This is a genomic window from Candidatus Venteria ishoeyi, from assembly GCF_030378065.1.
GTDB classification, from domain to species: Bacteria; Pseudomonadota; Gammaproteobacteria; order Beggiatoales; family Beggiatoaceae; genus Venteria; species Venteria ishoeyi.
The window spans coordinates 1-24,797 of the sequence record NZ_JAUCGJ010000046.1; the positions used below are offsets into that span (position 1 = coordinate 1).

Annotated in this window: 17 protein-coding genes, 1 pseudogene and 1 CRISPR repeat array; of the genes and pseudogenes, 3 read left to right on the forward strand and 15 right to left on the reverse strand. The window is 45.5% G+C overall.

Going from position 1 to position 24,797, the window contains the following annotated elements; all coding sequences use genetic code 11:
* A pseudogene (locus QUF61_RS14170) lies at positions 1–355 on the reverse strand (hypothetical protein); the annotation flags it as partial.
* A gap of 590 nt (positions 356–945) precedes the next feature.
* On the opposite strand from QUF61_RS14170, the gene QUF61_RS14175 reads away from it, so the two are divergent.
* On the forward strand, positions 946–1,812 hold the full coding sequence (locus tag QUF61_RS14175; RefSeq protein WP_289682287.1) for a formyltransferase family protein: 867 nt from the start codon (positions 946–948) through the stop codon (positions 1,810–1,812).
* Here QUF61_RS14175 and QUF61_RS14180 read toward each other — a convergent pair.
* The 6 genes from QUF61_RS14180 to csy1 form a co-directional block, all read right to left on the reverse strand.
* Positions 1,785–2,651, reverse strand: a complete 867-nt coding sequence (locus QUF61_RS14180; RefSeq protein WP_289682288.1) for a hypothetical protein — start codon at positions 2,649–2,651, stop codon at positions 1,785–1,787. The two genes, QUF61_RS14175 and QUF61_RS14180, sit on opposite strands and share 28 nt — an antisense overlap.
* 255 nt (positions 2,652–2,906) lie before the next feature.
* On the reverse strand, positions 2,907–3,932 hold the full coding sequence (locus tag QUF61_RS14185) for a hypothetical protein (protein WP_289682290.1): 1,026 nt from the start codon (positions 3,930–3,932) through the stop codon (positions 2,907–2,909).
* Positions 3,933–4,049: 117 nt separating this feature from the next.
* A CRISPR array of direct repeats spans positions 4,050–7,981; the repeat unit is 28 nt; unit sequence TTTCTAAGCTGCCTGTGCGGCAGTCAAC.
* A gap of 131 nt (positions 7,982–8,112) precedes the next feature.
* Positions 8,113–8,694: a type I-F CRISPR-associated endoribonuclease Cas6/Csy4 gene (gene cas6f, locus QUF61_RS14190; protein ID WP_177428388.1), complete on the reverse strand. Its 582-nt coding sequence runs from the start codon at positions 8,692–8,694 to the stop codon at positions 8,113–8,115.
* 4 nt (positions 8,695–8,698) lie between these two features.
* A complete protein-coding gene (csy3, locus tag QUF61_RS14195; RefSeq protein ID WP_103919767.1) occupies positions 8,699–9,739 on the reverse strand; it encodes a type I-F CRISPR-associated protein Csy3 in 1,041 nt (346 codons plus the stop codon).
* A 76-nt stretch (positions 9,740–9,815) separates the two neighbouring features.
* The gene (gene csy2, locus QUF61_RS14200) at positions 9,816–10,709 is read right to left on the reverse strand and encodes a type I-F CRISPR-associated protein Csy2 (protein WP_289682291.1); all 894 of its coding nucleotides are present in this window, start codon (positions 10,707–10,709) and stop codon (positions 9,816–9,818) included.
* Positions 10,706–11,953, reverse strand: a complete 1,248-nt coding sequence (gene csy1, locus QUF61_RS14205) for a type I-F CRISPR-associated protein Csy1 (protein ID WP_289682292.1) — start codon at positions 11,951–11,953, stop codon at positions 10,706–10,708. Before csy1 ends, csy2 begins: the two co-directional genes overlap by 4 nt.
* A 220-nt stretch (positions 11,954–12,173) precedes the next feature.
* Here csy1 and QUF61_RS14210 point away from each other — a divergent pair, with 220 nt between their 5' ends.
* Positions 12,174–12,509 (forward strand): type II toxin-antitoxin system HicB family antitoxin, encoded by a 336-nt coding sequence (locus QUF61_RS14210; protein ID WP_103919770.1) that lies wholly within the window; start codon positions 12,174–12,176, stop codon positions 12,507–12,509.
* Here the strand turns inward: QUF61_RS14210 and cas3f are convergent.
* The 8 genes from cas3f to QUF61_RS14250 all read right to left on the reverse strand — a co-directional run bounded on the left by cas3f (position 12,506) and on the right by QUF61_RS14250 (position 24,131).
* Positions 12,506–15,820, reverse strand: a complete 3,315-nt coding sequence (gene cas3f / locus QUF61_RS14215) for a type I-F CRISPR-associated helicase Cas3f (protein WP_289682294.1) — start codon at positions 15,818–15,820, stop codon at positions 12,506–12,508. The genes QUF61_RS14210 and cas3f overlap by 4 nt on opposite strands.
* The gene (gene cas1f / locus QUF61_RS14220) at positions 15,817–16,764 is read right to left on the reverse strand and encodes a type I-F CRISPR-associated endonuclease Cas1f (RefSeq protein WP_289682295.1); all 948 of its coding nucleotides are present in this window, start codon (positions 16,762–16,764) and stop codon (positions 15,817–15,819) included. Before cas1f ends, cas3f begins: the two co-directional genes overlap by 4 nt.
* Positions 16,765–16,851: 87 nt before the next feature.
* Positions 16,852–18,105, reverse strand: a complete 1,254-nt coding sequence (locus QUF61_RS14225) for a chloride channel protein (RefSeq protein WP_289682296.1) — start codon at positions 18,103–18,105, stop codon at positions 16,852–16,854.
* Complete coding sequence (locus QUF61_RS14230; protein ID WP_289682297.1) at positions 18,106–18,924, reverse strand: YciC family protein; 819 nt, start codon at positions 18,922–18,924, stop codon at positions 18,106–18,108.
* 2 nt (positions 18,925–18,926) lie between these two features.
* Positions 18,927–19,910 (reverse strand): hypothetical protein, encoded by a 984-nt coding sequence (locus QUF61_RS14235; protein ID WP_103919775.1) that lies wholly within the window; start codon positions 19,908–19,910, stop codon positions 18,927–18,929.
* 377 nt (positions 19,911–20,287) lie between these two features.
* Complete coding sequence (gene zwf, locus QUF61_RS14240; protein WP_103919776.1) at positions 20,288–21,772, reverse strand: glucose-6-phosphate dehydrogenase; 1,485 nt, start codon at positions 21,770–21,772, stop codon at positions 20,288–20,290.
* 44 nt (positions 21,773–21,816) lie between these two features.
* Positions 21,817–22,239 carry a HEPN domain-containing protein gene (locus QUF61_RS14245; RefSeq protein ID WP_103919777.1) on the reverse strand — a complete coding sequence of 141 codons (423 nt, stop codon included), beginning with the start codon at positions 22,237–22,239 and terminating at the stop codon, positions 21,817–21,819.
* Positions 22,240–22,676: 437 nt separating this feature from the next.
* Positions 22,677–24,131 (reverse strand): glutamate synthase subunit beta, encoded by a 1,455-nt coding sequence (locus QUF61_RS14250; protein WP_289682298.1) that lies wholly within the window; start codon positions 24,129–24,131, stop codon positions 22,677–22,679.
* Positions 24,132–24,324: 193 nt separating this feature from the next.
* On the opposite strand from QUF61_RS14250, the gene QUF61_RS14255 reads away from it, so the two are divergent.
* The gene (locus QUF61_RS14255) at positions 24,325–24,711 is read left to right on the forward strand and encodes a ComEA family DNA-binding protein (RefSeq protein WP_289682299.1); all 387 of its coding nucleotides are present in this window, start codon (positions 24,325–24,327) and stop codon (positions 24,709–24,711) included.
* The last annotated feature ends 86 nt before the right edge of the window (positions 24,712–24,797 follow it).

The following is a 24,797-nucleotide window of genomic DNA, read 5'->3' on the forward strand; positions in this document are numbered from 1 at the left end:
CAACAATGACAATCAGACTCAACATACGAACAACCACGCTTTCTTTCTCATGTAATGCATGGTTTTCATTTGCATTTAGTTGTCTTATAGCATCCACGCCTTCATGTAATTGAGCCGCTTGTAATATGGCCCGATATTGATTTTCACAAAAAGCAACAAAGGCAATACAGCCAAAATGCTGACCAATGAAACGATTAGGTTTATTATTGTTCTGGGATGAATGGTGCATCCACTTCAAGCCAGGTTGTCGTTTTGCTTCCTTTGGCACTTTGATGCCATCACCGATACAAACTAAACGTTCTTGAACATAGACCAAATCAAATGATTGTTGACACCATCGCATCCACTGTAGCATCACTTCACCTAATCGCCAGGACTTTGCCTGGAAAAAATTAAGCAGTAGCTCGTAAGAAGAAGGAGCCAGTCCTAACCAGCGAACAAAACTACTGACACCGTTGTGATCAAAGCGGAGAATGAAGCCAAAAATAATAACGACAAACCAGATAAATGCGTGTTCTCGTGAAAATTGCTGGCGAAAGGGGGCTAAAATTGAAAAATTTCATATTTCATATAACTGTATAACCATACTGAAAAATTTTAACTTAACCATAAATAGGGGAAAAAGTTAAGAACTTTTGACTCTCAAGTTAACCAAATAAAGTTTCACGATTATTTCTTAAAACCACAACGCCTGCGTGGGATAATCTTTCCGTACGTATCTAGTGCCTGTTCGGAAACGCAGTTTAACCATAAAGCGCATGAAGAAAAATCTTTATGTTCCTCATGCGCTTTACTTCAAGGTGAAATTTAACGTTTCCGGATGCCAACTAAGGAATGGGCAGCTAATCTTCACTGAAATGCACTAGCAGTATAAACAGCGCTTGACAGGATTGTATTTTAGGTGACAATCACCGCTCTTGCAATTTGTTGCCGAGGCCGCAAAATATGAAACGCTTTTACCTGCTTATTGACTGTAAATTCTTTTATTGCTTTCTGACAAACAAATGGATAGAACAGTTTGCAAACACTGACGTTTTTTTGGGTATCTTAATTCGGGAAACACGACCGAATAAAAATATTCTGCAAAGAAGGATGGCATTTCACTCAGCCTATGCTGGACACAAAGAACTGACACCGGAAATGGAGCATGAGCTGACACAACTATATGAGGATTTTGGTGAAGAATCCAAGGCGGCAATATCGTGCTTTGGAATCCCCCCTTTATCGACCAGCAATTTTGATCGGGTTAGATTTATGGGGAATGACCTAAACAGCCAAGCCAACTGCCAGTGGCTACAGGAGAACATCCAAAATCGGGATATTTGGCTATTTTCCCGAGTTGGGCAAATATTAAAAAAGCCTTGGCTGGATGCTTGTAACGGGCGCTTAGTGAATATGCATGGCGCAATATTACCCTATGCCAGAGGCACAAATGCCATCCAACAAATCGCTCGACAAAAAGACATAAAGCAGTTTTCACAAGCAGCAGGCGTTACCATTCACTATATTGATTCCGGCGTTGATACTGGTAATCTGATTCGTAGCGAACGTATTAGTGACCCTTTTCAATACAAGCACCTATGGGAACTGACCGCTCACATCAATCAATTCGGTTGCGATATCTACACGCGTACTGCATTAGAAATACTACAATACCCGTACACCTACCCTGCCGGCATTCCCTTTAACATATCTCAAATGGGAAAAAACCATCGACGAAAAGAGTTTGATCTCGAAGCGGCAAAAGAGGCCGAACAAGCCTACCAACAAATGAAACTAGAGCATCAAAAAAAATCCACATCCAGCGTATAGTCAAGTATCGCTCGCGACACCTTCACTGAACGTGGTTGCACCAGCCTTGAGATCGTTGTCAACTCTTGTACCGGCAACATATACCTTGAAAAGAAGTGGGCACTGAAGCGATACACTTGCTCCCCCAGCTGCTGAGAAATTAGCTGAGCAAAGGCATCATTAGGATTAAGCAAGGTCACTCGATAGCCGCGTTGTGCAAACACCTGGCGAAACAGTGATGCTCGGTAGCCATAATGGGTACACCCCAAAAAAAGAGCAATATGGGCCGGCGGTGGCGGCAAGCGGCTTCCGTGTTTTGCCACTAAGGACTCAATCGAGGCAAGCACCTTATCGCCGGCTGGATCGTTGGAGATGGTTGTAGCAAGATTAGGTGCGGCAATAGCAATCAAGCCACCTGGATCACCTCCCATAGCCGCCATTTGCTGGAGATAGATGCCGCTATCAACCGTAGTTTCAGTGGCAAACAATACAATTTTATTTTGTGGTTGATGGTGTGAAAATCCCAATAATTGTTTAACTCCTACGTCGACGATTCCATGCACCGCTGTCTTTTGCCGTGGTAGATTCTGCATTAATGCAGAGAGTGTATTGCAGGCGATATAAATAGCTTTAGGGGTAATCTTCTCGTTGATATTTTGCAGTACGGATGAAAAAACACGTGCTTTTTCATCATGGCAAGCCATTTGGTTGTAACCGCAGGCATCTGAAGGTGCAGCATTAACATAATATAGCGACAATTTTTCAATCTGTTGATCGTCGACTGTCGTCACAATCTCATCCAGCGTAGCGGCAATATCAAAACCGCCAAACCCCGAATCTACTACGGTGATATCAGGCATGAAAAGCTCTTTTGGGGGTTTAAAATTAAAATTAGCAAAATAAAATTAGCAGACAAATTAGCAGACAGCCAATAAATTAAAAAAATAAAACAACACTATCATTCTATTTCCTCAGCCAAGTCAAATTATAAAATTCAGAGATAAACCAGGAAAAACAGCCCGTTCATATGAAAAAAACCAGAAATCAGCCATAACTTACCTATGGCAGGCCATTTGGTACCATAAATATAACTTAATGAGAAATGAAAATATCAGCTATTGGTATAACAATCGGGCAGCACTTTGCCCCTTAAACCATTTGCGCCCCTGCCGTTCAGTTTCTTCCAGCAAATGCCGCATGATACCAACAACCTTATAAAAATGATTACCGTAATGCTGTATGCCATCTATCCAGTTGTCTTGCTTAATTTCCAAACGTTGCAAAATGGGTCGAATATGCGCGGGAATAGCGCCACGCTTACCATCACGAATACAGCGCCCAGTCCAATCGACCAGTTCAAAGTATTCTTCCTGGCTGATGGGCAGGCAAACATGCGCATTCTGCGTGGCTTGAGGTTTCCCGGTCTTTTTAGACTCAGCAAAAGGTAACAGCCATTGGCTTTGTGGTTCTGATTTTGAGACTGATTTCTTTTGAATCTCAACTCTTGCTGCAAAAGAAGTAAATTCAGAATCTTCCGGGGTTTGCGCAATGGCAGCCCGTACCGGATTGAGGTCAACATACGCCATGCAGCTAATTAAAGCGGCATCATCAAGCAAAGCCTGGGATTTGAAACGCCCTTCCCAGAAGCGCCCGGTACACTCATCTTCCTTGTTTGCCTGGCGTGCAATTGGCTCGTTCAGACAACGCATAAACCAGCTTAAATCTGCCAAACGTTCCCGCCACAAGGTCACTTTTTCCTCATCTGCTGTCAGACGCGCAAAATAAGCGTTGACCACTTCAGTATCAATTTGTTTATCATCAGAATCTTTTAACGCCTGTGGTGGAAACAAGGTACACCAACGCTTTACCACTTCCTCAGCATCCCAGGTCAAACTCTGCTCATAATCCACATGCAGCACCAGATGATAATGATTACTCATAATGGTATAGGCACAAACCTCAACCGAAAACTGTTTGGCAAGCACTTCCAGCCTGTCCAGTATCCATTGCCGTCTATGCTCATAATTGCAGCCACTTTGCTTATCAACGCCACATAAAAAAGCACGGCGCACAGCGCGACTGATGCAGTGATAATGACCGTTGGTGTGTTTGCTGACTTGTTCTTTGCGTGGCGTGGGCATGGCTTTATCCCTCTTTAAATTTAGGTTTTAGGACAGGATAACAGAAATAATTAGATTTTGATATATTTTCATGGCTGTCTTTATTTTTTTATATATTTTCATGGCTGTCTTTATTTTTTTCTAAGCTGCCTGTGCGGCAGTCAACTTACTACGGGAGCCGTTACGGGTGCTGTTACGTTTCTAAGCTGCCTGTGCGGCAGTCAACGATATGGAACTGAACGCGCTCGATATGGTAGATTTCTAAGCTGCCTGTGCGGCAGTCAACAATATTTATAACCGGTCATGTCCCGCCTGGGATTTCTAAGCTGCCTGTGCGGCAGTCAACTATCACTTCTTTTTCGTATCATTTCTGCATTGTTTCTAAGCTGCCTGTGCGGCAGTCAACTCGTATAGAGTGCGTACTTTCCCGCCGTTCTTTTTCTAAGCTGCCTGTGCGGCAGTCAACACCCCACAGGCGGCGGCGTTCTCTATGTAGAATTTCTAAGCTGCCTGTGCGGCAGTCAACAGCTTAAAATAGTTACTAATTCAGCTTGACGCTTTCTAAGCTGCCTGTGCGGCAGTCAACTATCTGAGTTATCTAACTGGTCTTCTATTATCTTTCTAAGCTGCCTGTGCGGCAGTCAACGCCACAGCCCCGCAGGGTTTTACCCAACCAACTTTCTAAGCTGCCTGTGCGGCAGTCAACGGATTTCACAAACCTATTTCATGGTACAGGTTTTTCTAAGCTGCCTGTGCGGCAGTCAACCCCATCTACCACCGCCTCGGTTATATCTTTGTTTTCTAAGCTGCCTGTGCGGCAGTCAACGCAATATAAATTTATTAACGGCAAATTAGGAGTTTCTAAGCTGCCTGTGCGGCAGTCAACCATCACTGTTATCCAGTTGGTCTTCTATCACTTTTCTAAGCTGCCTGTGCGGCAGTCAACCCATGGGAGCCACGGTTTTTATATATACGCTGTTTCTAAGCTGCCTGTGCGGCAGTCAACTTGATAATCTCAGTTTTCATTTTAATTCCCCTTTTCTAAGCTGCCTGTGCGGCAGTCAACGCCGCTGGTAGCTAATGAGCCATACGGCGAGTTTTCTAAGCTGCCTGTGCGGCAGTCAACTGTGAGGATGGTGGCGGGTTTGGTGCGTGTGATTTCTAAGCTGCCTGTGCGGCAGTCAACAGCATGGCGGCGAATCATGGACGTTTTCAGGTTTTTCTAAGCTGCCTGTGCGGCAGTCAACAACAAAAAGCGGCAAACCGTTTAACAATATTCATTTCTAAGCTGCCTGTGCGGCAGTCAACTATTGCAGGGGACAGATAGAAACACGGGGTTCTTTCTAAGCTGCCTGTGCGGCAGTCAACAGAAACAGGCGCGGCTAAAGTCGGCTATGGCTTTTCTAAGCTGCCTGTGCGGCAGTCAACCCGCCCTGATTTCTGTACTCAAATCACCTGCCTTTCTAAGCTGCCTGTGCGGCAGTCAACTTGCTGAATCGTTTAGACTGGCGCTGAGTTGTTTTCTAAGCTGCCTGTGCGGCAGTCAACAGCTTATTTTCAATAACATACTGCAAGTGAGTTTTCTAAGCTGCCTGTGCGGCAGTCAACTGAAAAAAGCAAAAAGATAAAAGCATTTTTAATTTCTAAGCTGCCTGTGCGGCAGTCAACACGGGAGTGATGAATAATGAGCATCATTGAACTTTCTAAGCTGCCTGTGCGGCAGTCAACATTCCTGGCAGCGTTGCAGGTTCATCAAGCGTTTTCTAAGCTGCCTGTGCGGCAGTCAACTCTTCTTTATCCATTATTTGAATCCCCGGATATTTCTAAGCTGCCTGTGCGGCAGTCAACCCCCAAAGGGACACATCATGTTTTTGAGTGCATTTCTAAGCTGCCTGTGCGGCAGTCAACTCACGGGTGATGGGACTTCAATAATTTCACTTTTTCTAAGCTGCCTGTGCGGCAGTCAACTTCGCAAGTCTGGACAGTGTGAGGTATTAGAGTTTCTAAGCTGCCTGTGCGGCAGTCAACTTTGCAACCATCTGGACAATGGTTTCAAATCTTTTCTAAGCTGCCTGTGCGGCAGTCAACATCCCGACGCTCAAACTCCATTGAAAACCACTTTTCTAAGCTGCCTGTGCGGCAGTCAACGTTTGAGGATTTGTAGGAGGTGTGGCGTGTTTTTTCTAAGCTGCCTGTGCGGCAGTCAACGAATACTGAATGAGTCATTGAATGCCTGGATATTTCTAAGCTGCCTGTGCGGCAGTCAACTAGACTTTAGTGCCTAAAGACCGGACATTTGCTTTCTAAGCTGCCTGTGCGGCAGTCAACGGAATACTATTTATTGCTGGCGGCGCTTTACTTTTCTAAGCTGCCTGTGCGGCAGTCAACGTTCGCGCTCATAAGGCCTGCAATATCCTTCTTTTCTAAGCTGCCTGTGCGGCAGTCAACTATCAAGGTGAAAAAGTTTTGCGACATTAGCGTTTCTAAGCTGCCTGTGCGGCAGTCAACAGGCAAAGATCATATTTTCGCCACTTCTTTTATTTCTAAGCTGCCTGTGCGGCAGTCAACGGCTGGCTTGATAAGTTGAATCGTGGCGAATTTTTCTAAGCTGCCTGTGCGGCAGTCAACTTGTGAAATCGCTTGAAGTCCATCGTCGGCTATTTCTAAGCTGCCTGTGCGGCAGTCAACGCGATTTTGATGCAGTTCAGATTGAATGTGATTTTCTAAGCTGCCTGTGCGGCAGTCAACGAACCACAAAGACAGGCTAAGAAGCAGCAGGATTTCTAAGCTGCCTGTGCGGCAGTCAACAAAATAAAAGCGGCGCAGGAGGCTAAACAGTCTTTCTAAGCTGCCTGTGCGGCAGTCAACGGTGCAGGCAAATCGTTATGGGTAATTATGCTTTTCTAAGCTGCCTGTGCGGCAGTCAACGTGATGTACTGTTACCAACCGCAGCACGTTCCTTTCTAAGCTGCCTGTGCGGCAGTCAACCTGTGACACCATAAACACCACTTGTACTATTATTTCTAAGCTGCCTGTGCGGCAGTCAACTATCACGAAAGCGGTACACTGGTTTTTGTACTTTTCTAAGCTGCCTGTGCGGCAGTCAACTGAATGTGATATACTGATAAGTGCTTAATTTTTTTCTAAGCTGCCTGTGCGGCAGTCAACAAAAAAACTAAAACTCCCAAAATAGGCATTTTTTTCTAAGCTGCCTGTGCGGCAGTCAACTTTGCCGCCGTTTTTGACTTGCTCGCGTTACTTTTCTAAGCTGCCTGTGCGGCAGTCAACATACACTAATGCGCCAACCTGTACCATGAAATATTTCTAAGCTGCCTGTGCGGCAGTCAACGACACATTCACAAACCGATTTCACATTACATCTTTTCTAAGCTGCCTGTGCGGCAGTCAACATAAAAATGAAGTCACTCACAGTCAAGATTGATTTCTAAGCTGCCTGTGCGGCAGTCAACGAAGTCGCAAAAGCTTACGAAAATGAAACCAATTTCTAAGCTGCCTGTGCGGCAGTCAACAATGACACTGAAAGCTGAGCATTGCTGTCTGTTTTCTAAGCTGCCTGTGCGGCAGTCAACTTCGCCTGGGTGATAGTTTCCCCTGAATTGGTTTTCTAAGCTGCCTGTGCGGCAGTCAACTTCCAGCGCTAGAGAGATAGACTGTATCGGTGTTTCTAAGCTGCCTGTGCGGCAGTCAACAATTAGATATTTTATCATCAAATGTCACACACTTTCTAAGCTGCCTGTGCGGCAGTCAACAAATGAGCGCACAAGCACTGCAAACAATAACATTTCTAAGCTGCCTGTGCGGCAGTCAACAATATAATGGAGTCGTCGGTTTGCGTGGTGGTTTTCTAAGCTGCCTGTGCGGCAGTCAACCCCCAGATGTTCTCATAACAGCGGGCGACGGATTTCTAAGCTGCCTGTGCGGCAGTCAACGATTAGGTCGAGCGTTCTTATATCAACCTCATTTTCTAAGCTGCCTGTGCGGCAGTCAACTTTTTTGTGAGGCTTAATATTTGGGGATAAATTTTCTAAGCTGCCTGTGCGGCAGTCAACTGAAATCCTATCACAAAATCCTTTTATAAAACAAAAAAATAAGTCCTTTTTACCCATTTTGACCAATGAAAAAATAGCCCACTTCAAACCATTGATTAATAAATGATTTATCAGTGGGCCTTTTTTATTGGTTAAAACAGGGGAACTGTACTGTGGGCACTGAGTCCATAGCTGCTAAAACCTGCTTCATGATCAGTTTGTTGAGTTTCTTCATGAGCAATCAGCAAGGGGTATTTTTTTCCGGAAGTGTGGCTTTTTATCATGACAAATGGCTTCTTAGCATGTTGTTCTTCGTGTTTCTCCATGATGGACAGGGCTTGTTCATAACTGATATTTGCCCGTTTGGCTTTGCGTCTGGCCAGACGGAGATTGTTGCTTTTTGGCTGGATGCGCTTAAAAAGCGCATGACCGCGAATGTTATCAGGTACGGCTCTGATCCGGGTGATATGAACATAGTCAGCCAACCGGGTCATTTTGGTTTGAATATTCAGCCGTTCTAAATCCATCGTCGTAGCGGCAAATAGACGTAGTTTGCTACCTAAATATTGTTTTTGAGCATTGTATTCCGGGAAAGCAACGCCTATGTTAATTTTGCCTTGATTATCCTTAGCTTCAACCAGAACCAGGTGGATTTGTTGATAGAGCTTTTCCCAAAGGAAATGAAGCGGTATTTCCACATCGGGTAACAGCGTCATGTCAATATAGGCTTTCATCACATCAGTCCTTTGTGCTTTCACCAAATACGCCACCACGCACCAGCACAGCCATGACATAGTGCGTGTCGTTTTTATCCTCCAGAGATTCGCCACGGGCAAAACGATCAAACAGGGTGAAAAAATCAGCCTTGGCCTTGGGCGTGCGGTAGGCTTTACCAAGATTGGTCACAGCGCCGTAAGGTTCAATGGCAATAGGGCCGGTATTGGCTTCAAGGTATTCGGGATACCAGGTATCAATGGTACGCAGGGCGTTACCAATTTTTTGTGAGTGCATTCCGGCTATATCGTTAATGCTGTAAAGTATTTTGCTTTTTTTGCCCTTGCTGCTGCCGCTGCTTTTATCCAGCACCAGTTCTTCACTGGGATAAACATCTTGCGCTTTGCCTATCTGAGCATAGGCATTGATTTCCAGCAGCAGAAAATCATCTGCTCCTGAGAGGGCTGCTGCTATTTTTTCAGCCAGCGTATCTATACTGGCATCATTGTGGTCAAAATTACGGATGCTGAATTTTGTGGCGTCAAATGTCCAGCTTTGTTCTTCGTCGCCGTTGAGCTTTTTAACCTGGACTTCAATATTTTCCGCGCCCACCCGGTTGCGCCATAAAAAACGCGCATTGGCAATATTCATGGCGTAGCGTTTTGCCAGTTCGTTAAAACCTTCTGTTTCAATGTAATTATTGGCAGCCTGGGTGTAGCTTTCGTTAAACGCCTGGTTGTTACAGGCTGAGGGTTGTTGAACACCACTGAGAATTTTAAGCGTGAACTGGAGTTTCAGCGTGTCCTGGTTTGGAGAGAGGGCGCAACTGTCAACGCGCTGGAGGTTGGCTTTTTCGACTTCAGCATTGAGTTTAAGGGGATCATTTTTTATGGCAGCTTTGGTGATGCGGTTGGAAATGGTGCCGCGCACAGATTTTTCCTGTAGCTTGAGCACTACCGCGCTGTCATGGCGCTGCTCCCAAGTGGTGCCGTACATAAAGCCGTCAGAGGGTACGAATTTTTTTTCAAAAGCGAGTACAGAGGCGATATTGTCTTTTTTAGCCATGATATTTTTTTCCTTTGTTTCAAAAATCTAGTGTGAGACGGAAGCAGTTTTTTGTGTGATTAGCGCAAAAAGAAGCTTACGTCGAACTTAGGTTAACTTGTTTATTTTGTTGGCAGAGATAAAGGTTTGTGTTTAAGTCGGTGTGATAGTGCCACAGCATCTGGTCAAGATCAGTGACACGGTAGGGCATAATAAATTCTCCTAAGGTGATGATGCTTTCTGCAAAGCGGTGTGGGGTTTCGGGATCACGTTGATTTTTAGCTTGACCCAGCTCGCTTATGCCATGAAAACCCGTAGCAATCGGTACAATCCAGCCTTTTTCCTTGCGCTCGCTGTGCCAGGTAATTTTTTCCTGTTCATCAACATGGCTGCGGTGGGTGACTTTGAGGTAGTCCAGCAGGGCATCAATGGCATCCTGACCTGTCGCCATTGCTTGTTGCATGAGGTCGCGGCGTTCAATGAGGCAGTGACCGGGCATGAGGCTGCGCATTAAGGCTTTGTGTTCAGCTTCATCGTCAATTTCTTGTAACTTGGCTTGGGCCGTTTTAAGTATATCGCCGCCAGCCAGTTTCATTTTTCCCCGCAATAGTTGAACGGTTGCATCCGTGAATTCATCTTCGTCAATGAAGCCCAGACCTTCACATTCCATAATGAGAGATACCGTTAAATGACAGCGGGCTTCTTCGATAAATGAGGGGCGTTTGCCGGTTTTATCCAGCGGATTGCCTGTGCCGATAATAGAATGCACATAATCTCCCGCGCCTTTGTAAGTTTGCAGGTTTATGTGATGACAAACCACTGCCATGCTTTTGAAGCGCAGGTTGGGATAGTCCATTTCTCTGAGTTGACGTTCCAGCGCATGAGTTGCGCCCAGCCAGGCAGTCATGGCAGGAAAGCCAATAGTATAGGGGCTGGAAAGGGCATTGGCATTCAATATTTCGATTTGGGGAATCAGCAGTATTTTTTTCATTGTAAGGCGTTCTCACAGTCATTGATAATGGCTTTGATATGCGGCAGTTGTTCATCACCAAGCCCCAGTTTTTTCTCCTCTATGATTTTGTCATAAGCGCGTATAAACCAGTTTGCCAGTTCCTGTTTTACGTTGTCCAGCCATTGCGTGTCTTCGCTTCGCACCGGGGCATGGTGTTCATCCAGCCAGATTTTTTGGTACTGGGGGAGTTGCTGGTAAGTTTCAGTTATTGACCAGCCCGGTTCCAGGCGGCGTATGAGCCAGGCATAATCAATGACCTGATAAATAATGCTGCGTATAAGCCAATCACGTTGCTGACGGGTATGGATATTGGGTTTGCCATGAACCAATAGCTGATGGAATTTTTGAAAATCTTCTTCATAGGGTTTCAGCCACAAGAATTTGCCAAAAAAATTGGTTTTGGGCGGCTGGGTTGTACGCGGGTTAAGCTCAGGTGGCATAGAAGGCAATAAATAGGCAATACCACCATTTTGGCTGTTAAGCACGCTGATATTCTGTTTATTTGAACCACCATAACCTATTGCACTGAGTCCATAAATATCCGCAAAGCCCTGCTCATGAGCATGGTTATCTTTACGTGATTTCCTTGCCACTTTGGCTTCATCGGAAAAGCGTATATTGTTAATCTGGTGTTTGAGTTTAAAGAGCAGACCGGAAGGGGAGAGTATGGAAAGCAGGTGATAGTCATCACCAGCAAGCGGAAAATACACTTGTTTGAGCTTGCCATCGGTGGTGGTGCAGGGGTGAGAGTCTTGCTTGATAGCTAACAACCCCTGCTCAATGTCACTGAAAGTGGCAGTGGAAATGCTGAATTGTTGTTTAATGGCAGCGGTTTTATTTTCCAGATGATTGAGAATAGTATTGCCGTCTGCCAGCTTCAGGCTGAGGAATTTATGCACATCCAAAGCCGCAGCATTACCAACAAATACATCTAAATTTACTTTAGCATTGCCTGTGCGCAAAAAACCATCGGCAGACTGCTGGGCATCACTGATAATGGAACTGGTTTTGGCATCGGGGTGACTGAATTTTCCCGGATGACTGGTTAAGGAGAGTTGTCTGGCACGTTTGGCGGCATCAGGCAGCCAGGTAGCCAGTGCGTATTTGTCTGTGGCTTCTTGTTCAATAAGGGCTTGTTCTGCTTCTGTTTTATTTTTAAGTCTGCTTTTAAGCCAGTTTGCTTTGCGTTCATTAAGAAAGTTTTGGATTACAGGATCTAACATTTGGCCTCCTTTTTTGAGGATAAAAAATATTATAGATTTTCAATATATTTTGTATTGATAATACCAAAATTAGGTACTATAAATGAAGCATAGATAGTAAAAAATATTTGTATTTATTCCTGCCAAACCCATTGCTCCTAATATTATATGGAAAGATATTGAGGCTTTATTTCGGACACTTGATGCATTTATATTGGTGAGAGAAAAATGAGGGGCATTCATGAAGAACGTAATGGACTTTAATGGGTATAAGGCCGTTATTCATTATGATCCTGAAATCGAAATGTTCAGAGGTGAATTTGTCAACCTTAATGGTGGCGCTGATTTTTATGCAGCAGATATTAAAGGCTTGCATCATGAGGGTCAGTTATCTCTTAATATGTTTTTGGATATGTGCAAAAAAGATGGCGTGGAACCTAAAAAATATTACTCCGGTAAGTTTAATGTGCGTTTAACGCCGGATTTACATGCCGATGTTGTGGTTGCGGCAAACGCAGCAGGAAAAAGCATCAATCAATGGTTGGTTGATTTTTTATCAAATGCCCTTAAACATTAAACACGAATCAAGCCCAGTTGGCTGGAATAGCTGAAAGCCATATCTCCCGGATCATTACCATAAGTAGGCAGGCTGATTTCTCCATAAATCAGCGCCACTTGTTTCAGCGCATCTTCCGCTTCTGCTTCCCGTATTCCGCTATAATTGCGTAACAGGGTTTCATAATCCCGTGTCAGCCATAAGCGTTGGCTTTCCTGCGTATTCAGTTCTTCGTGTTTGATATTGTATGAACATTCTTTAATCAGCGACTTGCCAAATGTGTCTTTTTCAGCAAATTTCCAGTCGTCATCAGCAGGCACCAAGTACATCAGTTGCTGCGGTTCACTTTTGCGAAATTGCACATAATATTGCGGAATTGCCGTCAGCCACCAATACCCCGTCAGCCAGCCCTGCATAGACTCCGGCCCTTGTTGCTCATAGTTGGTGAGGCATTGATGGATGGCAACATGTTCCAAATCTGCCAGATTATGCCGTGGGTTCAGCGTAGATGCTTTGTTGATGCGTGGCTTTGCATCCAGACATTGGCTGATAGCCCCGGCATTAATCAGTTGTTTCAGGTCGTGCGTGTCCAAAGGATTATTGTTTGATTCATAGCCGGGATGGCAAAAAACAGGTTTGCCTGTGTTTAATAAACCTTTGAGGTTGTATTGTAGCAGGGCAATGTTGGCAGTTTGAATGGGGGGTTCTGGTTCACGGTGACGCAATACCCGCCCTGCCAGTTGCACAAAAGAGCGATAAGAAGAAGGTTCAACCACGGCCCAGTCAAAGTCATGATCTCGCCCCACTTCTTCAACCGGCGTGGCAACCAGGATAAAAATAACCTGCGGCGCGGTGATGCTTTGTAAGTGCTGGCGAATGTGTTTTTGCTCGAAAGCAGCCTGACTGCCTTGTTGGCGCTTGAGCACGGCATCCAGATGTTTTTCCTGGGCATTACGCATAATAAGAATTTGCTGGCTGTGGTAAGCCATAGCACGAATTTCCACATCTTGCGGCCATTGGGCGTTGAGCAAATAGCGGGTTAGCGCAACGCAGGGGTTAATGTTGGCAATGCGAACCAGACCAAAACTGACACATTTTCCTGATTGTTCGTCCGTTTGATAGTGTTGCTGGTGCTTTTCTAAAATAGCAGTTTGAATTGTGGCATAAAATTGTTTACGGATGCTTTCTTCATCCTCATTATCCATTGAACAGGCAATAATATCCGCCTTGCGTTTCGGCGTTTGCTTTTCAAGTTCGCTGGTGCGTTTATCAATAAATTTTTGATGGTGTTTTTGGTAGTCGTTAAGGCCGTGATCGTCACCTGTGATTTGGATACTGTGAACCTGGGTGGTGAATTCATCCATCCAGGCGCAGCCAACGCTGGCATTGCGCTGGCGCATTTGGGCAAACAGCGCCCAGCCTGCCTGATAGGTGTTGTAATAACCTTCGGCAATGTCGGGGGGAATGGTTGCCGAAGAAATCATCACTTTGCGCCCTAACATACCTGCCAGGTGAATCAGGCGACCAATGGCAATCAGATCATTTCCATCAAAATCATCAATTTCATCAATCACCAGGTCTGAGGACATGAGGCGCAGTGTGGGCAGTATGTAACGCCCACCACGTTTACTTTCAGTTGCTGCCATGAGGTGATCAATGGTGCAACTGAGTACCGGGGCGAATAGAAATTTGCGGTCTTTTTCCCGCGTTAAAACCGTTTTGAGTTCAGTTTCAGGAATTTCAGTGTGAAAGTCGATTTCATTATCCAGCAGGTATTCTTCAGATTCTGAGCCAGTGGCGGTTTGGGCTTCTTCTGTTTGTTCTTGTTTATTTTTATTGTGCAAATCCATGACTGCGCGGGAACCAATCAAAACCGCCAGTTCATCATTGCCCAGTTTAATACGCTGGCGATATTCATCTCCGGTTTGCAGGGTCAGGGTGCGCAAACCCAAAGCCAAAATATAACGCAAACTTTCCCCATCAGCGGATAAGGTGCGCATAATCTTGGCATTGGCAAAGGTTTTTCCGGTTCCCGTGCTTGCCATATTGACAGCAAAAAAACCAAAATGGCTGCTAGTTTCAAGTTTATCCTGGCTGCTTTTCCAGTGTTTGATTTTACTCACAGCGGTGTCTTGCCAACAAAATCGACCTTGGCTTTTGCGCTTTAAGGCTTTGACATCATAAGCACGTTGCAGTTCTTTGTGTTCTCCTTCAAATGCGGGTAACAGGTGGGCATTGCGCAATGCTTGTCGGCTGACGCCTATGAGGTGCTCATCCAGTTTTTGTTTGAGTTTTTTGGTTTTTCTGTCACTGTTGGCATATAAGTCGAGTGTTGTTTGCCATTTGTTATCTGCCTCCTGAGATGAGTAGCAATGATCCCCCAACATCAATGCCAGACGTGTGTGATGTAACAATAAGCGCCAGGTGCCATCGTTAATACTTTGGCTTAATAAGGGCAGGCAGTCATGGAGTTTTTGCGCTTGCTTGCGTGCCGCTTTCAGCCAGATTTCCGAATCGCAAGGCAGACCTTGGGGATAATCAAAGCAGCGTTTAAGATCGTGTTTAAATGTATTTTTATCAAATTTATTTTCATAACCCCATTTCTGGGTGATGTTCTGAAATAAAAGTTCAGGCTCTGGTAAGGGAGTACCAGCATGAGATTTAAGGATGGGCAAACGATGATGCGATAGCAGCAACCAATTCAACAAGGTAGCCATTTGGGGAAGCTTATTTAAGGGTTTATTTTTATCTTGTTGTTTCTGGTGTTGTACAGAGACCTGTTTTTTCAGGGTCTCGGTTTCAATTTCTCCCTTTGCCAAGCGGCTTAGCCATTGCTCATCTGTTTCGCCATTCACATAAGCATTTAGGAATAAAGCTGAAATCCATTCATGACGTAGCGGATCAGCGATGATTTTTGAAGTTTTTAATTTGCTTTGAAAAAACTCGGAAGCCTTGCCCCAATCATGAAACAGTGCCGCCATCGCAGCAAGGCTTTTGATTAAAGGCAGGTAATGCCAGTCATTTTCCCATTGGGTATTCATAATGGTTTTGCGGGTGGTGTTCACAGGCACGATACCCTGACTGTTGAAACGCTCACGATTCCCGACTATCCAGATTAATTCACTGCGACTGCGGCTGCGAATCCAGTGACAAGCCACAGCGGTATTTTTGGAGGCAGTTTTGCGTAGCAGTTTTTTAACTGCTTGCAGGCCATCATTGGTAATAACAGTTTGCCAGGTGCGGTCGCCTATGCGGTTGGCAAAAGCATCCAGAACGCGGCGGGTTTTGTTGAGGGATTTTTTTTCGCATTGCGCAACAAATGTGACCATCATAATTGGCTGCCCTCATCACTGAGTTGTTTGAGGCTATCAAACATAAAGTCGAGTGCTTTATGCTGCGCAAAATTTTGCAGACATTGCTGGCGAAATTCCTGTTCAGTGGTTTGCTCCTGGGCGCAAATAAAAGCCCAGGGCAGAATCAGGCTGTCTTTGACCAGATCAGCCACATCAAAAACCAAAGCTCCACGGCGGGTTTTACCGTGTAACACGGCAAAACCGTGAGGGATACCCAAAACCCAGAGGGTGGTTGCTGCCAGTCCATAGGCAAGATAGTTACCGTGATTCAGGAAAATATTAGCTTCATCTGTCGCATTGTCCTGGTTGCGGACAAATTCCAGTTGGGTACGCTTGGCAGCAATTTTATAAAGTCTTTTGGTAAGCTGAGCTTCGGTTAAAAGTAAATGAGTGGTGTTGGGGCATTGTTCTATTTCTGTAGAAAACCGGCTTATTGCTTGTTGAATATCGGCATCGTCAGCATAAAATCCGGCGTTGTGAAGTGCTTTGTCTTTGCTCCAGACCCGTTGCAGGTATTCCAGGCGCAGTAGCTGAAATTTTTTGGCGACTTTAAGACGCTTGGTTTCGTCAAACCAGAAGGATAGCCAGTTTTGAACATATTCAGTGGGGCGGTATTCACTTTGCGGGGAAAGCCATTCAACTTCATTGCCAGCAATCAGCGGCGTGCCGCCGCCACCGCTAAAACCCAGCAAGACTCCGGCGGCAGCCATCATGCGCACGGCAGCCTGGGTGATAGAAGTACCAGTGCCAAGCAGAACAACGGTGGTATTGGCTATCGGGATATTCCAGTATTGCTTTTCCGTTTTGGCTTCGGTGAGATAGACAACACGCCCACTTTTGACCATGACGCGGCATTTTTCAATGTAATAAATATTGGCGCGTTTTGAGTGAAGTATTGCTTTGAGATCGGTTAAATATTCCATATATTTTCAACAAAAATAAAGAATACTAACACATTACTTCAATAGCCATATAAAACATCTGGATATTATCCATGTTTTATATGAATTTTAAGATTTTGTTAATCTGGCTAAAGCGGAAAATACTGAAACCCGGCCCAAAATAACGCGGGAAATCAGATCGGCGCTGACCACTGCCAGGGTACCGGGCAGGATGAGTTCGGTGCGCCCGGTCAGTTCCAGCAAGGCCGCCAGCGCGGCTAAAGGTGCTTGCAGGGTTGCGCCCATCATTGCCAGCATTCCCACTAAGGGGTAAATTGCAAAGTGTTCGCCACTGCCCAGCAGCGTACCCATGATAGCGCCTACAGTACCACCAATCAGTAAGGATGGCCCAATCACGCCGCCGGGCACGCGCAGACCTATGGCGCATCCGGTTGCCAGAAACTTGCAGGCCAGAATTGCCAATAAGCCGTATAACAGCAGTTCTCCTGATAAAATTCGACTTAGGCTGTCATAACCCACGCCCAGAATTTCCGGGGCCAGTTGCCCCAGCAAGCCGGTAATCAAGCCAGCCAAAGTAAAGGCGTACAGCGGCGACCAGTTACGGCTGTATTTATTGACAAATTCAACTAAAGCGATAAAGCCGCTGGCGAGCAAACCAATGACCAACGCTAATAATAATAAATAGCCCATTTCTGCAATGGGAAACGATATCAAAGCCGGTACGTTAAAGGCGGGAGCCGCGCCATAGAAAAAACGCCCCAATAATGCACCCAGCACCGCAGAGGCCATGATGGGTAAAAAGCGCAGGCTCTGGTAAGCCACTTCCAACACTTCAATGACAAAAATAATGCCTGCCAGCGGGGTGTTAAACGCTGCGGCAATTGCTGCGGCAACCCCGCAGGCAACCAGAATGCGCCCTTCCGCCTCTTCCATGCCTGCCAGATTAGCGACTTTGGCACCACTACCCGCGCCTAAGTGTACCCCCGGCCCTTCCCGGTCTACCGATTGCCCGCAGACAATTGCGAAAATACCGGCAAAAAATTGTAGCAGGGTATTTTTACCGGGAATAACAACCCGCCCTTTGGCGCGCATTCGCAGTAATACATGCAATATACCCACTTGCCGCATGGCAGGAGGAAGTTGATGAAAAACCAGACCCAGCAATAAACCGCCTGCGCTGGGCAGCGCAAAAATCAACCAACCCGGCAGGGATTCATAGCCACCAATTTGGTGTTCAGGTAATGCCGCAATTTGGATAAACTCAACCAGATAACGAAATAATAATACGCTGCCTGCCGCTAATAGGCTGACTATCAGGCTTAGCAGGGTAACACGTAAAATGAGAGGATGCGCGCACCACATTCAGGCAAGAAAATCATCAGAATCGGAGGTGGAGGGTTTGGAATCCTGGTTTTCTTCAGAAGGCTTTGCTGGCGGGGGTTCTGTACGCAGTTTCAGATCATGCCAGGTCACCATTACCACCGCATAAAAATAAGGCGTGGCAAGGCTGCTGCAAACAATACTGGTTAAGGTGACGGCAGTATGAAAACCCGTAGCAGGCCCGGATGCAGTATAAAACAGGCTGCCAACGATAGTCAGCGGGATCAGGTTGACCGCCAGCATTAACATTAAAGCCACGCCGAGCATGATAGAAACCCGCCACCAATAGCGCCAACTGCGTTGATGACTGACAAGCAAGGCATTTAAAATGGTACGATTTTCAAATAAAATTTCCTGCTGATAAAAAAACAGGCTGACCGAAAGAATAATACCGGGCAGAATAAATGCCATTAGTCCGAAAAAGATAATCACGGCATAGATAACCGCAGCAGCGAATACCGGTAGTAACTTTTGTAAGGCAAATCTCAGTATCTGCCCACGACTGAGCTGGCGCTGATACAGCACTGCGCCAATCTGGTAGAGCATGGCATTGGTCAGAAAAATCATGCCCAGCATAAATGGCCATAACAATATGCTCAGCGTTTCCAGCGCTGCCTGCATCTGGGTTTCATCAGTCACTTGTGCATCAGGTAAAAATAAGCTCAACAGTTGATTAAACAAGGCAATGGCAAAACTGAAAGGCAGTACGCTGGGCAGGCTGTGTTTAAATAAACGAAAAGCACTGTCCAGTAACTCTCCAGTATCCTGGGCTTGTTGCGGCGTTGTCCACAAGGGTTTCATGCTCAGCCATTCTCCCTCTCATCAAGCTGTTTCAACAGATGACAGATTAACATTTCTTCTTCCTCATCCAGACCCTCGGTTAAGCGTATCACATCGCGTTCCTGCGCCAGAATCTGTTCAATACTGCCCCCCAGATTCCAGCCATTTTTCTGTAAATCAGGCACAATATGACTGCTTAACTGCGTGCTGATTTCCTGGTTACCGTTCACCGCTTCAAGTACTAAACTGAAAAGTGGGGCAAATTCTGTTAATAATTGGCTGATTTCTTCATCGTTATTGCCTTGCGACGTGGAAGGGAGCATCTTATTTAACATCTGAAAAATACCCAGTGCATTGTCACGCTCTGCTTGCGGTAAATGTGATAAAGCCTGGTTGAGCGCTTTCTCATCAGCATCTTGTGAAATCAATTCTAATATTTCGGGTGGTAAATCACGTAATTTTGCCAACTGCGCCTGCATTTCAACAGTAAAACCAAACTCTCCAAGCTCACCTGGGGCTAAGCTTGCCGCCATTTCTGAAAAAAACAGGATTTTTTGTGCATCTGGAACTTGCGCCATGGCCTGTTCAAAGCCTGCCTCATCCCCTGAATTTAATAAACCTTGTGCTTCATCTGGAATGAATTTAGAAAATTGTTCCGTTTTATCCGCCATTTCCTTTAATTCATTCAAGGCATCAAGCTGTTGACGGGCAAGCTTTGCCTGTGCTTTTGGCATGTCTGCCAGAAGTTTGGTTACGGCCTCCTGCTCACCTGCAACAAAAAAAGCCATGAGATCATGGGTTAGGGCGGTAATTTCTTCCATCAGCATGGATAACCAGGCATGATTGGTATCATCAACAGACAAGCCCATTAACATTGCTAATTTTTGTTTATCCGGCAAGGCTTTCAGTGCCGTTAACAGCCCCGCGCTGTCTGTTGGCATTTCCGCCATGACGGCTTCGGGGATAACTTGTTTGATCTGTTCAATGTGTTCTGGCGTTAATTGCATTACATTTCCTTTATTTCCCATGCACAAGGTTAAAACCTTCGCCTTTCAGGCGAACAGATTTATCTCTAATGTTTAACGGTAAAACTTAAAATATGGGTTTTAGCCCTAACACCCCAAAGGGGTATTTTAATATAGCCTGGGGCAACGCCCCAGGGTAGAGAATGATACGTTTACGCCCTGAAAGGGCAGGTTAAAATGATTGCAATATTTTAATCTGCCCTTTCAGGGCGTGAATGGCACGGATGCAATTCCAGGGGCGTTGCCCCTGGCTATATTAATTCGCCCCGTTGGGGCTAAACAACAGGGCTTGTCCACCCTGTATCTCGGCTTTCAGCAGCCAAACGCTCTAACCCACCCGTCTTTTAGCGGGTGGTTGTTTAGTTTTTTGTGGCTGGGTTCATGGAATCACGCCAGTTTTGATCTTCCCGTTCAAATAAACGGCGGCTTTCTTCCGGCCCCCAACTGCCTGCGGGATAGGTCGGAATATAATCGCGTTCCATCGCCCAGACACGCAAAACCGGGTCAACCACTCGCCATGCGGCTTCCACTTCGTCATAACGTAAAAACAAGGATTGATCGCCTTTAATTACGTCCAGTAACAAGTCCTCATAGGCATCGGTCGCTGGTACATCACCTTCCCGCAAATTGGCATCTAATGTGGTTTGCCGGGTGTGCATTTCCATGCCGGGTTCTTTAACTGTCATTTCCAGCTTTAAATACGCGCAAGGCTGTATGCCCAGCAAAACCCAGTTTGGGCGCATTTTTTGTAATTGTGAGGTGCGAAAAAATTGTTTGGGTGGCGCTTTGAAACAAATAGAGACCACAGATTGATTTTCTGCCATGCGCTTGCCGGTGCGTAAATAAAACGGTACACCTGCCCAGCGCCAGTTATCAATATACAACTTCATGGCGGCGTAAGTTTCGGTGACGCTGCACGGCGGTACATTATCCTCGTCCAGATAAGCTTTGGTTTTTTCCCCCTGAATCCTGCCGCTGGTATATTGCGCGCGGTAAGTCTGGGCATGTACCGCATCAGAGGGAATGCTGCGAATGGATTGTAAAACCTTAACTTTTTCATTGCGCAAGGCCTCTGCTTCCATTGAGGCAGGCGGCTCCATCGCCACCAGGGTCAATAATTGCAGCAAATGGCTTTGAATCATATCGCGCATCGCGCCCGCGCCATCGTAATAATCCGCGCGTGAGCCGACCCCCAGATTTTCTGAGTGGGTAATCTGCACATGGTCGATATAATTACGGTTCCATAAAGGCTCCAGCATCACATTGGCAAATCGAAACACCTGTACATTACGCACTGTGCCCTTGCCTAAATAATGATCAATACGGAAAATCTGCTCTTCACGCAAATAACGCATTAAACGCTGTTGCAAGGCATGGGCACTTTCCAAATCATAACCAAACGGTTTCTCAATAATGACGCGCCGCCAGCCGTGAGTTTCATCCAATAATTGATGCGTGCTGAGGTTTTCAACCACAGTGCCAAAATCGGCGGGGCGAATAGCCATATAAAAAGCAACATTGCCGGGGTATTCGCTATGGCTGGCAAATAACGCAGCGAGTGCCGGATACATGTCCGCTACGCTGAGATCGCCCTGAAAATAGGATAAACGTGCCTGAAACCGTGCAAAAACAGCCTCATCCAAACCATTTCTGGCCTTGGCACGGATCATGGCCCTGGCTTCCTGGTGAAGTTTTTCAAGCGTCCAGGCACGTCGCCCACTGGCAATAATTTTAGTGCCTTCCGGCAATAAACCCGCAACTTCCAGATGATACAAGGCAGGCATCAATTTTATTTTGGAAAGATTACCCGTTGCGCCGAAAATGACATAAGTACAAGGTTCCATTGCCCCCCCTAAAAAACACTACTTGGGGCAGTATTTTTTTAGATTTAAATTTTACCGTTTACATTGAAATCAATCAGTATTTGTAATAATTCATCGCAAATCAAAACACTTTCCCGGTATCCGTTGCAATCTATATCAAAATTATATCGATATTCTTCAGCGCATACGGTGATTACTAATAAATCACTGCGGTATTTAGATTTATTGACTTTAAAATTAGTCAACGCAATGACTTCTTCCAATAATTTATTTAATTGATGCGATTTAGAATAAGAACCAAACTCACTTTTGGTTTCTAAAATAGATTTGAATAAACATTCAAACATTTGTTGGTAATGGAAGCAATGGATTGAGCAATCTTCAATATTACTGTTATTTAATAGATCAATTGCCACAGCATGTTCCCATGCTTTACCGCTAAGGTTCTTGTGATTTTCAAATTCGTATAAAATTTTGCTATAAATCATAATTATGACTCTTTACCAGGAGGCAGTTTGCAAATTTAATCCATTAAATAAGCTAATGTCTCTGACCCGTTGTGGTTTTAAGGGATAAACCCAGTCTGAACTGAAAACCGTAGCTTTTGTCATTCCCATGCAGACGGGAATACAGCCCTTGTGAATAATGGCTAGGAGCCTGTCCAAGAACACAAGACCTACTGCGGAAAAGCTGGATTTGGTCAGATTTCTCCCTTATTTTCGTTAAATATACCCAATATTCGCCTCAAATAATGAAAAAATCTGCCTCAAACCAGCTTTCCCTCGCTACAGCCTCTGTTCTCGGACAGCCTCCTAGATACCTGCCTGCACAGGTATGACATTAAGATAATGTTTCAAAGTGGATAGGGTTTAACAATTGTTCAAGGGTATCCCTTAAAACCACACTGGCATAGGCGTAGCAAATTTTATAGCGGTAATTCAGAATGCCCCATCAAATACTCATCTACGGCCCGCGCAGCCTGACGACCCTCGCGAATGGCCCATACCACCAGAGACTGTCCCCGGCGCATATCGCCTGCCGTAAACACCTTATCCACCGAAGTGGCATAACAACCCACGCCGTCAGTGCTGGCTTTCACATTGTTCCGGCCATCCAGGTCTACATTTAATGCTTCCAGCATACCGGCTTTAACCGGGTTAACAAAACCCATTGCCAGCAATACCAAATCGGCCTTCAGGGTAAATTCGCTGCCAGGAATTTCCTGCATTTGCATACGCCCGTCAGCGGCTTTAGTCCATTCCACGCGCACCAGATTAATTTCCTTAATCTGACCATTTTCACCGCAAAAAGACTGGGTCGCAACGCTCCAGTCGCGCTCACAACCTTCTTCCTGGGAAGTCGAGGTGCGCATTTTGAGCGGCCAATCAGGCCAGGTCAGCCCTTTGTCTTCGGACTCGGGGGGTTTAGGCATAATTTCCAATTGCGTAATGGCTGCCGCGCCCTGGCGCTTGGAAGTACCAATACAATCTGAACCAGTATCACCACCACCAATCACGATAATATTTTTATCGTTTGCCAACAGTGACTCTACTTCAGGGATTTCATCACCTGCCACCCGTTTATTCTGCTGCCGCAGGAAATCCATCGCAAAATGCACACCGGCTAATTCACGACCGGGTACGGGCAAATCACGCGGGTCTTCAGAACCACCGGTCAGCACTAAGGCATCATATTGATCCAATAAATTTTGCACCGGTAGTTCATCGCTGCCAACACAGCAGTTGGGACGAAAACGCACCCCTTCAGCCTGCATTTGCGCAATGCGCCGGTCAATAGTGGATTTATCCAGCTTAAAGTCCGGTATGCCATAACGCAGCAAACCGCCAATACGATCCTGTTTTTCATAAACCGTTACTTCATGCCCTGCACGCGCCAGTTGCTGAGCGCAAGCCATGCCAGCAGGGCCGGAACCTACAACTGCAACCGTTTTCCCGGTGCGATGCAGTGGAATTTGTGGTGTAACCCAACCTTCCTTCCAGGCATGTTCAATGGTGCTATATTCGATGGTTTTAATGGTGACAGGTTGTTCAGTCAAGTTCAGCGTACAGGCCGCTTCACACGGTGCCGGACAAATGCGACCGGTGAACTCAGGGAAGTTATTGGTGGAATGTAATACATTAATGGCTTCCTGCCATTTATCCTGAGATACCAGATCATTCCAATCAGGAATAATATTATTAACCGGGCAGCCCTGATGACAATACGGGATCCCACAATCCATGCAGCGCGCGCCTTGCTTACGGACTTCAGACTCTTCCAGTGGAATCGCAAACTCATGATAATGCTGAATACGATCAGCGACCAGTGTATAACTACGATCCTGGCGTGCAATTTCCATAAAGCCAGTGGGTTTACCCATAGCATTACCTCTTTATATAAATAATCGACATTACGTCATGCAAAATTTATCTATCTTATCATTAAAAGCTTAGGCTTAAAAGGTATAGATTATTCACTGAATACTTGCAATAAAAAGGTTTTTAGTCCTATAATTGAAACCGCAGCGTGATGCTGTTTTTTTCTATTAAATACAATCTCTTAAGGAGACTATAGTGAAATATTTCAAACATCTTTTAGTAACATTATTTATCACTGCTTTTTACTTTTCACCTGCTTTTGCAGATTCTCAAAAAATTGACATTAACGCAGCCAATGTCACCTTATTATCAACCCTGGCTGGCATTGGTGAGAAAAAGGCACAGGCCATTGTGGATTACCGCAGCAAAAATGGCCCGTTTAAATCCATTAACGGCCTGGAACAAGTCAATGGCATTGGCCCAAAAACCATAGAAAAAAACAAAAGTTTGATTATGGTTAAAATAATGGCTTCCCAATCAAATCAAGTGACAACACCACAAGCACCTGTCACGCCAGCAGTCACTGAAACAGCAGTCGCCGCACCCACACCAGACAGTAATGAAAAAGCCAATAAGCACTAAACAACCACCCGCTAAAAGACGGGTGGGTTAGAGCATTTGGCGGCTGAAAGCCGAGATACAGGGCGGACAAGCCCTGTTGTTTAGCC